The organism is Candidatus Woesearchaeota archaeon (assembly GCA_016192995.1).
Lineage (GTDB): Archaea > Nanobdellota > Nanobdellia > Woesearchaeales > DSVV01 > JACPTB01.
Window position 1 is genome coordinate 178,723 of sequence record JACPTB010000001.1, and the last position, 12,527, is coordinate 191,249.

At 32.8% G+C, this 12,527-nt stretch carries 21 protein-coding genes; 11 read left to right on the forward strand and 10 right to left on the reverse strand.

Features of this window, described 5'->3' with window-relative positions; translation table 11 throughout:
• Positions 1-17 precede the first annotated feature (17 nt).
• Entirely contained in the window at positions 18-767 is a 750-nt protein-coding gene (locus tag HYY69_00970; protein ID MBI3032017.1) for an HD domain-containing protein, read from the forward strand.
• A 51-nt stretch (positions 768-818) separates the two neighbouring features.
• Positions 819-1,532, forward strand: coding sequence for a CADD family putative folate metabolism protein (locus HYY69_00975; protein MBI3032018.1), 714 nt, complete (start codon positions 819-821; stop codon positions 1,530-1,532).
• 18 nt (positions 1,533-1,550) lie between these two features.
• Here the strand turns inward: HYY69_00975 and HYY69_00980 are convergent, their stop codons facing one another.
• Positions 1,551-2,045, reverse strand: coding sequence for a hypothetical protein (locus HYY69_00980; GenBank protein ID MBI3032019.1), 495 nt, complete (start codon positions 2,043-2,045; stop codon positions 1,551-1,553).
• 95 nt (positions 2,046-2,140) lie between these two features.
• Positions 2,141-3,043, reverse strand: a complete 903-nt coding sequence (locus tag HYY69_00985; protein ID MBI3032020.1) for a hypothetical protein — start codon at positions 3,041-3,043, stop codon at positions 2,141-2,143.
• Positions 3,044-3,179: 136 nt separating this feature from the next.
• Here HYY69_00985 and HYY69_00990 point away from each other — a divergent pair, with 136 nt between their 5' ends.
• Complete coding sequence (locus HYY69_00990; protein MBI3032021.1) at positions 3,180-3,446, forward strand: AbrB/MazE/SpoVT family DNA-binding domain-containing protein; 267 nt, start codon at positions 3,180-3,182, stop codon at positions 3,444-3,446.
• A gap of 33 nt (positions 3,447-3,479) precedes the next feature.
• Here the strand turns inward: HYY69_00990 and lspA are convergent, their stop codons facing one another.
• Together lspA and HYY69_01000 are read right to left on the reverse strand one after the other, a co-directional pair.
• Complete coding sequence (gene lspA, locus HYY69_00995; GenBank protein MBI3032022.1) at positions 3,480-3,896, reverse strand: signal peptidase II; 417 nt, start codon at positions 3,894-3,896, stop codon at positions 3,480-3,482.
• A 10-nt stretch (positions 3,897-3,906) separates the two neighbouring features.
• Positions 3,907-4,350: a hypothetical protein gene (locus HYY69_01000; protein ID MBI3032023.1), complete on the reverse strand. Its 444-nt coding sequence runs from the start codon at positions 4,348-4,350 to the stop codon at positions 3,907-3,909.
• A gap of 114 nt (positions 4,351-4,464) precedes the next feature.
• Between HYY69_01000 and HYY69_01005 the strand changes: the two genes are divergently transcribed.
• Together HYY69_01005 and HYY69_01010 are read left to right on the forward strand one after the other, a co-directional pair.
• Positions 4,465-4,827 (forward strand): DUF4064 domain-containing protein, encoded by a 363-nt coding sequence (locus HYY69_01005; GenBank protein ID MBI3032024.1) that lies wholly within the window; start codon positions 4,465-4,467, stop codon positions 4,825-4,827.
• A gap of 41 nt (positions 4,828-4,868) precedes the next feature.
• Positions 4,869-5,567 (forward strand): hypothetical protein, encoded by a 699-nt coding sequence (locus HYY69_01010; protein MBI3032025.1) that lies wholly within the window; start codon positions 4,869-4,871, stop codon positions 5,565-5,567.
• A gap of 18 nt (positions 5,568-5,585) precedes the next feature.
• On the opposite strand, the gene HYY69_01015 is transcribed toward HYY69_01010, so the two are convergent.
• Positions 5,586-6,509, reverse strand: a complete 924-nt coding sequence (locus tag HYY69_01015) for an MTAP family purine nucleoside phosphorylase (GenBank protein MBI3032026.1) — start codon at positions 6,507-6,509, stop codon at positions 5,586-5,588.
• 310 nt (positions 6,510-6,819) lie between these two features.
• Between HYY69_01015 and HYY69_01020 the strand changes: the two genes are divergently transcribed.
• Both HYY69_01020 and HYY69_01025 read left to right on the forward strand, forming a co-directional pair.
• The gene (locus HYY69_01020; GenBank protein ID MBI3032027.1) at positions 6,820-7,179 is read left to right on the forward strand and encodes a hypothetical protein; all 360 of its coding nucleotides are present in this window, start codon (positions 6,820-6,822) and stop codon (positions 7,177-7,179) included.
• 48 nt (positions 7,180-7,227) lie between these two features.
• Positions 7,228-7,908, forward strand: a complete 681-nt coding sequence (locus HYY69_01025) for a hypothetical protein (GenBank protein MBI3032028.1) — start codon at positions 7,228-7,230, stop codon at positions 7,906-7,908.
• Here the strand turns inward: HYY69_01025 and HYY69_01030 are convergent.
• Positions 7,905-8,399, reverse strand: a complete 495-nt coding sequence (locus HYY69_01030) for an HAD hydrolase-like protein (GenBank protein ID MBI3032029.1) — start codon at positions 8,397-8,399, stop codon at positions 7,905-7,907. The genes HYY69_01025 and HYY69_01030 overlap by 4 nt on opposite strands.
• 115 nt (positions 8,400-8,514) lie before the next feature.
• Here HYY69_01030 and HYY69_01035 point away from each other — a divergent pair, with 115 nt between their 5' ends.
• The 4 genes from HYY69_01035 to HYY69_01050 all read left to right on the forward strand — a co-directional run bounded on the left by HYY69_01035 (position 8,515) and on the right by HYY69_01050 (position 10,647).
• Entirely contained in the window at positions 8,515-9,150 is a 636-nt protein-coding gene (locus HYY69_01035; GenBank protein ID MBI3032030.1) for a helix-turn-helix domain-containing protein, read from the forward strand.
• An 85-nt stretch (positions 9,151-9,235) separates the two neighbouring features.
• A complete protein-coding gene (locus tag HYY69_01040) occupies positions 9,236-9,946 on the forward strand; it encodes a hypothetical protein (GenBank protein ID MBI3032031.1) in 711 nt (236 codons plus the stop codon).
• Between the two features lie 66 nt (positions 9,947-10,012).
• Entirely contained in the window at positions 10,013-10,246 is a 234-nt protein-coding gene (locus tag HYY69_01045; GenBank protein ID MBI3032032.1) for a hypothetical protein, read from the forward strand.
• A 2-nt stretch (positions 10,247-10,248) separates the two neighbouring features.
• Complete coding sequence (locus tag HYY69_01050) at positions 10,249-10,647, forward strand: type II toxin-antitoxin system VapC family toxin (GenBank protein MBI3032033.1); 399 nt, start codon at positions 10,249-10,251, stop codon at positions 10,645-10,647.
• Positions 10,648-10,654: 7 nt separating this feature from the next.
• Here the strand turns inward: HYY69_01050 and HYY69_01055 are convergent, their stop codons facing one another.
• The 4 genes from HYY69_01055 to HYY69_01070 form a co-directional block, all read right to left on the reverse strand.
• The gene (locus tag HYY69_01055) at positions 10,655-11,296 is read right to left on the reverse strand and encodes an adenylate kinase (protein ID MBI3032034.1); all 642 of its coding nucleotides are present in this window, start codon (positions 11,294-11,296) and stop codon (positions 10,655-10,657) included.
• A gap of 209 nt (positions 11,297-11,505) precedes the next feature.
• Positions 11,506-11,682, reverse strand: a complete 177-nt coding sequence (locus HYY69_01060; GenBank protein MBI3032035.1) for a peptide-methionine (S)-S-oxide reductase — start codon at positions 11,680-11,682, stop codon at positions 11,506-11,508.
• 21 nt (positions 11,683-11,703) lie between these two features.
• Complete coding sequence (locus HYY69_01065) at positions 11,704-11,868, reverse strand: peptide-methionine (S)-S-oxide reductase (protein ID MBI3032036.1); 165 nt, start codon at positions 11,866-11,868, stop codon at positions 11,704-11,706.
• A 9-nt stretch (positions 11,869-11,877) separates the two neighbouring features.
• Positions 11,878-12,522, reverse strand: a complete 645-nt coding sequence (locus HYY69_01070) for a glycosyltransferase family 2 protein (GenBank protein MBI3032037.1) — start codon at positions 12,520-12,522, stop codon at positions 11,878-11,880.
• Between the last annotated feature and the right edge of the window lie 5 nt (positions 12,523-12,527).

Sequence of the window (12,527 nt, forward strand, 5' to 3'; positions counted from 1 at the left end):
TTCTATTCAGCTGCAATATGCTTTTTAATCAAATCTCATTTCAATCATTTACTGGAAGATCAGATGCATTACAATCTATCAAGCGTTTTGCAATCTGCAATCCTATGTTTTATAGAACTGATCTTCTTATGCATAGCCAGCGCGTATCGTGGATTGTAGAAACTCTCCTGCCTTTTGCAAACAACGTCTTCTCGAACTTTGATGGAGAAAAAGCAAGAACATTAGCACTTGTTCATGATGATGCTGAAATTATAACCGGTGATATTCAACTTTATTACAAATTAAAAATGACTCCTGAACAACTGCGTCAGTATGAACAGAATGAGGATAAGGCAATAGACGAATTAAGTATGCGCTATCCAAAAACAGTTAATAATTATAATTATCAATCACTATTGCTTCATGCACTTCATAAAGATTGTATTGAAGCGCAACTTGTTTCTCTTGCTGACAAATTAGATGCTTTTGGCGAGTCATTGCATGAAATATATGCTGGCAATAACCAGTTTAAACACTCTACCCTCACCTATATTAAACTTCTTTCAGAGTTTGGATCTAAATTTCCTCAATTAAAACCATTGTTTACCATAAAATATCCTGCACTGCAAAACCCTCTGTCTCTTAATGTTCTTGCTATTATCAAACAAGGGCAGCCACATACTTTGCAAACAATCCAGCAAAATACTGGTGTTCCTCATTATGAGTATTGGAAGCAAATAACTATCAATCATCATGCAGTTCCATGGTTGCTCGATAAAAAAGAATAACTTAATAAATAAAATCTACTACACTGTTTGTTGATCGTCAACGTGGTGAACATGGAACCAAAGCAATTCATCGAAGTTTTAAAACAAGACATTCAACAGAAATCTATTCTTAAGCATCCTTTTTATCAATTATGGAATCAAGGTAAATTAAGTTTAGAAGCATTACAAGGATATGCTGCTCAATATTACGCTGTTGTTGATAATTGGCCGAGATTAATCAGCGCAGTTCATGCAAATTGCAATGATATGCATTTACGCCAAGCTCTCGTTAGAAATTTGGTTGAAGAAGAGCTTGGAACTAATGCTGGAGAAAAATCACATAGTGTCTTATGGCAGCAATTTGCACAGAGTTTGGGCTTATCACCTCATGAAATTGAAGAAGCATCTTTGCTTCCTGAAACAAGAGCAGCAATCACTCTTTTTAATAATAATGTTAGAAATAGGTCTTTTATTGAAGGTGTTGGCGCATTATTTGCTTATGAGCAACAAGTCCCTCAAGTTTCTTTAACGAAGATGCAGGGTTTGCAGGAATTTTATAATATCACCAGCAAAGATGGCTTGGAATATTTTTATATACACTCTTTTATTGACCTTAAACATGCAAAATTATGGGAATCAATTATAGAAAAATATGCCGTTGATGAAAAAACACAGGCAAAAGTAAGAAAAACATTGCATGAAGCTTTAGACGCGCAATTAATTTTTTTAGATGGAGTTTATCGAGAGTTTGTTTCAACAGAGAAAGAAATATGCGCTATGAGTTAAAATAGTATTCTTTATTATTTATCTCTTCTTTTTTGGTCTTTTCCTCACTCCTTTTATGCTTCGTGTTGTTGTTCTCTTAATTGATTGAGGATTAATATCATTAATGATCTCAATCTCAGGAGCTGCTTCAGGAATTTTTACTACTCTGCTTCGCGGCAGCTTTCGTTTATGTTTAAAAAGTAATTTTGAACTTACATAGCACACTCCCATCAATGATACGAAAATCACTAGGAAACTATATCCTTCATCTAATGGCTCCAAGGTTGACGATGAGGCATAAAAGAGAAATGCCCCATTTGCAATCAAGAGTAAATACAAACTAAGAAAGACTCTCCAACCCTCTTTTTTATTTCTGCTTAATAACAAAAAGCCATACAAACTCAAGAAAAATACAAATATAACTAATGAAAATTCAAGTTTGAACACCTCAAGATCAAGATTTCGCAAGGCATAAAACATTAAGATGAGAATTGCGAGCACAAACCCAATAGCCGCATAGTAGCTCTTTTTCATGGATATTTGGAGCTGTTGATATTATTTAAATCTTTCTTTTTGTCGACGATAAAAGTAGTAACTAGGTGGTGACGGAAATAAACGAGAATAATTTATTAAGCATACCGACCATCAATAAATGCGCGATATTGCGCTCGTTCAGTAATATCATATCCATCTTCAGTAAACATCGAAATTTGACGGCGATTAACACGTTCTTCAAGCTTTCTCACAATATCTAATATTTCTTGAAGAGACTTTTTTTTGATTAATTTTACCGAACAATATAATATTAATGGAAACCGATCAATATACTGAGTTCCATTACTTACTTTTTGATTCATTTCATCATATATTCCTTTAGTTCGTGAAAGCGAATAACCTAAAACACTTGGCAGGGTTGAAACTATATGGTTTGTTTGTTCCTCGGTATGGCGGCTGTCAAGAAATTGATATATTCCTTTAGTTCGTGAAAGCGAACAGCCTAAAACACTTGGCAGGGTTGAAACTATATGGTTTGTTTGTTCCTCGGTATGACGGCTGTCAAGAAATTGATATATTCCTTGAGTTCGTGAAAGCGAACAGCCTAAAACACTTGGCATAGTTGAAACTATATGGTTTGTTTGTTCTGAGCCATGACGTTCTTGTAAATAAGTTAATCTTTCTAAAGAACCATTGCTTATTGCACGATGATTTACGACGATAAACGGCAGTGGAAGATATATTCTAGCACCATAAAACGCTTTTAGAACTTCCCATTTTTTGTCTGAAGGTGACTTCCATCTTGGCTGAACTGCTTTTTTTAATAATGATTCTAAATCAAACGGTTGTTTTTTCTTTTTTCGATGATCTCTTCTATTAGCGAGATCATCTGATTTCTTTTGATTTGATATCTCACTAAGGCTAAAATAGGCTGTTCTGATTTCTTCTTTGTCAGCAAAAAATTGTCTGGTTTTAACCCAATCGTTTCCATTTAATGCTTCTGTTAACTCTTCAGTTAATGTTGCTGCGGGAGTCATGCTTGAAGGAATTAATTAGAGGTTATAAACGCTTTGATAGTATTTATATCTTCATTTACTAATTTTATCAAAAACAGGAGAAAATTTATATAGTTTAACAGTTATACAGTTTAATAGTATAATCGAGGGAAACAACATGGAGAATGATCTTGTAAAAATGAGTCCTAAGGGACAATTAGTAGTTCCACAAGAGATTAGAATAGATGAAGGTTTTACACCTGGAGATAGATTTGTTCCATTTCATGTAAAAGGCGGGATACTATTTAAGAAAGTAGAAATACCAAATGTAAAAGCAGAGTTTCAAAAGTTATCTAAAGAAATTGAGAAACAATTCAAGAAGCACAGAATAACTACAGAAGATGCCACTGAGGCAGTGAAATGGGCAAGACAAAAGTCTTCTTAGATACTAATATTCAACATTCCTGAATTGAATTTATTATTTCTCTTTCAAAAGGTACCAGAATATCATCACTCCTCCTATCGTAATGGCGCTGTCAGCAATATTAAATGCAGGCCAAACTCTGAAATCAATAAAGTCAACAACATAATGGAATAAAAATCTGTCTACTCCATTTCCTATTGTTCCCCCAAGAATTAATGCAAGTGGCAGTTTAAAATGATTTTCAACGATTGTAAATAAATACACGAGAATTCCAAGAGCAATTAATGAAATCCATGACAATAAATATACTTTTTCCTGCAACATACCAAATGCTGCGCCGGTATTTTGTATATAGGTAAGAATCCAGAATCTTGTTTCACCAATGCTGAATGTTGATCGAATAATGAACTTAGTTAATTGATCAAGAATAAAAATACCTATAATGAGTAATCCATATTTTTTATATTCCATGAGAAAGTTCTTACCATCCTCTATGTCTGTTTTGAAGTTCTTTTTCAATAACTGCAAGCCGTTGGTTAATCATATCTAAATTTACCCGCAATGAATCCAGTTTAGCAGAAACTAGTTCTAAATCGCGATTTGATGGTTGAAATGCAGTCTGCTGCTGCAAACCTGTATGGTCATATTCTCTCACTAAAACAGGTTGTTGTTGTCCATACGCCTGTTGTTGCTGTCTTGCTGGCGGTTGCTGCTGTTGTTGAAATCCAGGATAATTCTGTGGTTGCATGCCTGCACCTTGCTGAAAAGGATCTTGAGTATACCCTGATTGATTATAATCATATTCACTGCTAATTCCCAGTTCATCTTTATTCATTCCAGGTCCAACATGCAATGTTCCAAAATCACGATTTGATGAAAGAAGAGGATCTTGCTTAGGTTTCCAAAACTTAAATTTTTCAAACATTTTTATGCACCTTATAGTATTAACTTACCTAAGTATATAAATATACGTAATCACTGTTTGATACTAAAATGATTCTTTAATTAGTTTTATAAATTCTGAATTCTTAACAACATTATGGAGCTTAACAAGGTAGGATCTATCCTTGCATTGATAGCTGGAATTCTTAATACTTTTGGAAGTCTTAGTATATTGATATTTGGTTTGTTCATCATTATAGGTGTTTCTCAAACAAGTGATGCTGGAAAGATTGCAGTCGCAATGTTTGGCTATATTTTTGTTATTTTAGGAGCTTTTGAATTAATCATGAGTATTCTTATGATTATTGGTTCAGTATGGATGAAACAACAACAGAAATGCATGAAAGGTTCGATAATGGTTATTATTTCCAGTGTTTTTGGTGGTTTTAATCTTTTAGGAATTATTGGTGGTATTTTAGGAATTGTTTATCTCAATGAACAAAAACAAAAAAAGAAATAATCATTGCAGATAGAACAATAACTGATAAAATATTGGATACCATGAAAACAAAAATTTTTGAACAAATTTACAAAATATTGCTCAATAACTACCAATTGCAAGGTTGGTGGCCAGTAACTGAATACCGTAGTTTACATCCTCAATATTCTGGCGGTCCTACAACAGATAAACAGATACTGGAAGTAATATTTGGTGCCATCCTTACTCAGAATACCAGTTGGAAGAATGTTGAGAAAGCAATTGTTGAACTTAACAAACATGCTCTTATTGATATTAATAAAATCATTGCTATTGGACCTCCTGCATTAGCTGCGATTATTCGGAGTTCAGGGTATCATAATCAAAAATCTAAAACTTTAAAAGAAGTTTGCAGGTTTTTGAAAGAACATAGTTTGTCTGAATTAAAGGAAAAAGATGTTTCTCAATTAAGAGTATTGTTATTATCAGTAAAAGGCATTGGTCAAGAAACAGCAGATTCGATTATACTGTATGCATTTAATAAACCAATATTTGTTATTGATGCTTATACTAAACGCATCTTTTCTCGTTTTGGATTATGCAAACATGATGTTTCATATGATGAATTGCAGAAAATGTTAATGGATAATGTATTTGAGGATGAAAAACTGTTTAATGAATATCATGCATTATTAGTAGAGCATGCTAAACAATATTGCAGAACTAAACCATTGTGTCAAGAATGCATACTGAATAAAGGATGCCAAAAAAAGATAAAATAAAAATAATGCTTAATAATATTATTTGCAATAAACTTTTACAAGATCACTTGCAATTGCTCTTAAATGAGGATTACGTATTCTATTAAGATCATCAGGAATAATGTTTCCTCTTAACTGTGGAATGGATTGAGCAGTTTTTGCATATTCGCAAGCTTTTTTAACGGCTTCAGTGACATATGCAGGCATTTTATCAGGTGCAGATAACTCTTCCATGACTTTCAAAGTTCCACCTTCATGATTTGCATCAAAATTATTATCAACGACAATAGCAGCGCATGCATAATGCAGTCCTAATTGCATTGCCATAGAAGCTTCAGGACAAATAGTCATGCCAACAATTTTTCCATGATACAATCTTCTTATCCCTTCTGCTCTTGTTCCAAACCGATCGCCAGGAATGCAGACATACGTTCCTGTAGGTTTTACTTCTTCAAAATATCTTTTTTCACCAGCAGTTTTTAGTAATATTTCCCGTAATTCAGGTGAGAATGCAGGATTCGGATGAGCATGAACAACAAAACCTATACCAAAAAGGTTATCGTCCCTTCCTGTTTGATCATCATAGTCACTTGGAACGACTAAGGAACTCACCGGATACTCTCGATCTAGACTACCAACAGCACTTATACCAATGACTACTGTAGCTCCTAACCTACGAGCAGTAATAAGATTAGCACCATATTGTGTTCTACTTGGACCATGACGATGTCCTTCTATTCCATGTCGAGGAATAAAAATCACTGAAGGATTAGCTTCATCATCTAATTTGTAATGGACAACACCTGATGTCTTTGAACCGTCAGGAAATGTCAGTTTATGTTTAGTATCAAAGGTTAACCATCGATCATCTTGGACTTTAAACATAGGCATATCATTAATGCCAGATCCGCCGATAATTGCAACTAAATTCTTTTTTGTTACTTCAGAAACATTTCCAGTCATAGTAAACACCTCAATATGTTTGGTAGAGGCTAATTATGATTTAAAAACTTTCCTCAATCCTGGCTCTGTAGAAAATCTTCGCTAACGCTCAGGTTTTGGCACCGTGATTATCTCATGTATGTATAGCAAGGAAAAAATTCCTATTGGAATTCCCTTTTTTCTCACCTATTGATTGGTAGGATAATCACAGGAATGGTGCCAAAAACTACATTTTCTACAGAGCCTCAATCCGTAATTCCTTCGAAAATATCGGAAAATATAATGTTTTTTTAGCGATGATTATATAAAGCACTTTTTCTAATAACGCAGGATGCAAGAAAAAACCATTACTCTCTCAGCATTAATTTGTTCAGGTTTAGGCATTATATTACTCTATTTATTTATGAGTACTACTTCTTTTCCTTCATCTTACCTTAATAAGCTGTCGCCAAGTGATTTAAGCATGATACGGGAATTGAATGGAACTATTGCTCAAATAGCAACGAAGAATAATACTACTTTCATTACCTTATCTCAAGAAAATACCATCACGGTTGTTCTCTTCAACGAGCCTTCACCATTATTTAGGAAAAATGATAAGATTACTGTTGTTGGCAAGGTTGAAAACTATCAAGGTTCTTATGAAATTATAGCCAATAAAGTAGAGGTGATAGCCAACAAAAGTAGATGATAGTTATTAAGCATATGGTTTTATTAAAGGGTTCTTGGCATTAACTATATGGAAAAACTCAAGAAACTAACTATAGGTAGTGGTAAACATAGTCTGTATAATTATGAAATTAACGGAAAAATTCTCTTATTCAAGGAATTAACAAAAGAAGAAATAGGGAATGAAGTATTAGTTCGAGATCTGGCTAAAATGATGAGTATTGATTTTTTCGATGTTTTTGAATCACCGATAATAGATCAAAAACAAGGAATTCTGATGGATTATTACAACTTGTCGAAAACACTCTATAACATAAGTGATTTACATGAAAAACAAATTAAAAAACTTAAAAGAATAATTATTTTAGATTTGATAATAGGTAATAAAGATAGACATAGCGCCAATATTATTGTTTACCAAGATAAACTAATTCCCATAGACCATACAAAATTATTTTCTGAAGATAAAATAAGTTCAGGATTCATCAAATTAGATGTTGGCAGAAAATTAGATCATCTTTATATCGAAAAAATAGAGAGTATGCTTCAAAATACAATACGCATATCTGTTAAAAATGCATTACAGACGTATTTTAATTTTTCAGATGAAGATTTTAATACTATTAGTTTAATAAATACATCAACATTAAAAGAGATTATATTCACTAATGATTTTATTGAAAATAAGAAATTTGTTTACGAATACATTTCCGGAAGAATTAAAAATATAACAGAACTTGATTTTGTCTAAGCAAACGTTATTAAACTGCTTGAGATTGTTCTTAAATAATCTTTTTCATTATCACCTATAAACCATGGTTGGATTTTAATAATATTAGTAGCATCATCATAAAGTTCTGGTTTATCATCAACAGCAATGATGTTTTGTTTTGAAATATTAAGATCCTTTGCAATAATACTTAATGATTTCTTACCATCCAATAGATCTTCTTCACCATATATCTTAAAAAAATAACTATCCAAATCAAAACATACTAATTTTTCTATTGTTATTTTTTTACTCACGAGTGAATAGGCAACGAGTATAAATTTTTCCCGTAATTCTGCAAGAACTTCCTTAATCTTTGGTCGAAGTGAGATATAATATTCACGTTGGTCTATCCACAATGATTTTCCCTCTAATGCCTTATAGTTAGGTTTAATCATTCTTAAAAAAGATACTCGTTCTACATTCAATAATGTTTCATCAACATCAAAAACCAATACTCTTTTGCTTTGCATATAATTGTTTCAAGTATTGTTATTAATAAAGATTATCTTTTTTGACAATTTAGCATATGGTTTTATTAAGGAGTTCTTGCACATTAGCTGATAATATTCACATTGAGGAACTCTCATGTTCAAATTCAGCTTTAAAATAAAACATAGAAATTGCTCAGAAACAGCTTTAAGCGCTAAATTTCCCCAGCATCATATTACGGTAATAGACATTCAATCAAAAAATCCACGTCAAAAACAATATTTTTATTATATCACTGGCAATGAAAAGCAATTTGATGCCATTGTCAAGCATCTTAAAAAATCAAAAGCATATAAATTATGCAAGGAAATAGAACGTTCTAAAGATACTTTATTATTGTTAGTTATGCTTGACCAGAAAAGCTATGTCCAAAATTTGATTCAGAAACATAATGGATTCTTTCTCGAGCATCACACGGTTTATGGCGGTTATGAATATTGGCATATTGGTTTATTGGATAAAAAAGCAATCACTATTCTTATGAAAGAAATTAAAAAGATTGGTGACATGAAGGTAGTATACATAGGCGAAGTTGATTTTAGTCATACGCTATTATCTGAGCAGCAGAAAAGAATATTCAAATATGCCTTTGAGCAAGGCTATTATAAAATACCACGGAGATTAACTATTGAGCAGATTGCAAAAGCCTTGAAATTAAACCATGCAACAGTCGGCGAGCATCTGCAGAAGGCTGAGAATAAATTGATTGGTTCTGTTGCGCATAAAATATAAATTTTCTTATAAACCAGATATATCTGGTATAAAATAGATATATCATTCTAGTTACCACAACAGAGTGTTAAGTAGGGAGTTAGCTATGGCATTAGATTTTGATGTTGAAGCAGAGATTGCAGCAGATAAACTGCATGAAGTAACTGAAGAAGGATTAATGAATGTTTGGTATAAAGTTGGACATGACGGATTATCTCATGTAAGACATTATGATGGAGCAGCAAGTCATGCAGTGGGTATTCTTGAAGAATTACAGGCTCCAACTTGTTTATCACCCAGTTTAGTTAAAAAGATTGTAGCATCTGGAAAACCATTATCTCGACATCTTGTTGAGAGAGAAGTAAACTTGAGTGTATTTGATCCAGAACATCAAATAGATTGGGATTGGTTTATGGATTACCAAGCTCGATTTCATGGAAGGAGAATATTTCCTGCAGATCATACTTTTCTTTTAGATTACCTTAAATCTATTGAAGATCATGAAACAGGTGAACTAAGAATAGAATTTAAACAAGCAAGAACTCGACTTAACTTAAATCATGATCATCCACAGCGACCTACTATATGTTTTGACTGGAAAGAATATCCTGGTTACCCGCCAATGGCATATTTCCATGAACTTAATCCATGGTTTTTCGGAAGACCTGTTAAATTTTTCACAGGCGATCACCACATCCCTATCGTATATGTTCCCTATTCCTTAGAACGTGTTGAAGGAAAAATCTATGTGCGATGTCATATGAGTAAAGGTGATTATATGAAAGCTGCTTACGGCGATAGAACGGTGGAGAAATAGAAAGAAAATCAATAATTTTTTATAAAAATAACAACCTTTAAATATATACATGTTATACATGTTAACATGACTAACATAATTGCTATCAGAGATGTTGATCCTGAATTATTCCGAGAATTTAAAGCAGAAGCAATAAAGAAGAAGATGAAAGTTGGAACTGCATTAAACTTCGCTATCTTAAAATTTAAGCAGGAACTCGGTAGAAAAAAATCAAAATTTAGTGATATAAAAACAGTAAAATGGCCTGAAGGAAAAGTCAACATTACTCAAGAAATGGATGATATGTTATATGGTGAATAACCATGATTTTTGTCGATGCTAATATCTTTCTTTCTTGTTTTATTGAAAATGATGTATTTCATCAACGAGCAAAACAACTTATGAGCGCTATTGAAACACATATTTATGGGGAATATTTTACTTCAGATTATGTATTTAATGAAGTTGTTGGCGTCGTAATGAGAAAATATGGGAAAGAAAATGCATTAATGATAGGTAATAAACTATTTAATTCAACAATGATTTTATCTATCAATGAGACCTTGCTTAAAGAGGCATGGAAACTATTTAATGATAATAAATCCACTCTTAATTTAGTTGATTGCACTAATATCATTGCAGTAAAATCTTTAGGCGCAAAATATATCGCAACATTCGACAAAGAATTCGAAAAAATAAAGGAAATAAAAGTGCTTAAGTAATTAACATTTAATCCAATGCCTGAACAATCTTCTCAAATACGGTATCAATTTCTTCCATGCCGTCAATATGCTTTAACAATCCTTTCTTATCATAATACTCAAGTAAAGGCTTTGTTTTTTCTTCGTATACTTTTAATCTATTCCTCACCACATCCTCTTTTTGGTCATCGCGTTGGTACAGTTCTCCTTCATCAGCATCGCAAACACCTGTTTGCTGCGGCGGATTAGTGTTTTCATTATAAACTCTATTGCAAATTTTGCAGGTCCATCGTGTTGTTAATCGCTCAACAAGAATTTCTGGATCAACTTCAAAAGCAATAACAGCTTTAAGTTCCATATGCACTTCTTGGAGTAATTGGTCAAGCATTTCAGCTTGTACAAGAGTTCTTGGCACCCCATCTAAAATAAAGCCTTTTTTACAGTCTTTTTCTTTTAAGCGTTTTTTTAGCATCCCCATAGTAATTTCATCAGGCATCAGCTCACCTTTATCCATGAGTTTCTTTGCTTTCTTTCCTAAAGCTGTATTTCTTTGAATATGATCACGAAATAAATCACCAGTTGCGATTTGCGGAATGCCAAAATGCTGTGATAATTTCTGCGCCTGCGTTCCTTTGCCAGCACCAGGAGCCCCTAACATAATAATTCTCATATCATCACCAATAAGGATAAAATACTTTTTCTTTAAAAAGTTATTTATCTATAGTACGTAATAAGTATGTGGTTTTAGCGCCTACTTTTGTGAAGCTTTTCTATATTTACATTGGGGATTTTTCGGAGTTCCAGAGAGAAAAATCCAATCTTTAATCACCTTTGAAGCTGAACCGGCGCTAAAACTATAGAAGACTTATTACGTACTATCTATTTTCCCCATTTATTTTGAAGATGCCCTGTGGTTCCAGAACAGACATCCTTATAAGTAGGATTTTTGAGATTACCACCCGTATAACCAGAAACTGCTTTACTAACGCCTTTTTTAATTTTGAATGCTGTTTCAATACACCAGAAACAACCACCGGCAAATGTTGCTTTTTCCATAGTAGAGATATAAGTAATTTGTTATTTATAATAGTTCGTACAGCTGAACGAAGTGAATGCTGTACTTGACGTCGCTTCCAATTGGCGAAAGAATTGACCGGAAACAGCTTTGCTAACACCTTTCTTTATCTTGAATGCAGTTTCAATACACCAGAAACAACCACCGGCAAATGTTGCTTTTTCCATAATAACCTCTTATCTTACTATATCATACTTATGGTCTCTTTTCCAAAAAAATCCCCTTACTTGGCAGAATAAAGTTTTCACATATCCTTGCTGTTCCATTCTTCTTGAAGATGTTTTAATAGAGGCATTTGTTATGTAAACAACCCTACCTTGTTTCTTTAAGTCTAGAATAAAATAAGTATCTTCTGCAATTTTAAGATTTTCTCTGAATTTGATTCTTTTAGTTGAAAACACAAATCCTGAAGCAGTTAAGAAAATATGTTTAAATGGTTCTCCTAACAGCCAAAACAATCTGCTTTTCCAAGAATCTTCTAAAGCTCTTGTTTTACAAGTTCCACCAATATAACCTTGATTTATTTTTTCGATAACTTTTTCTAATAGATTGCCTTCAATAACACAATCTCCATCGAGAAAACAGAATATATTGCCGGTTGCTTTCTTTAATCCATAATTCCTTGCTTTTGAAACATGCATGAAATTGACATTATATACTTTGTTCGTGTATTTCTTGGCAATCTTAGTAGTTTTATCAGTGCAGCTATCGCATACTACCATGATTTCGATGTTTTTTATCTTCTGTTGTTTAATTGACTGAAGACATTTACCAATATATTGTTCTTCGTTATGAGCTGGAATGATGATAGAGAGTTTCATAATTT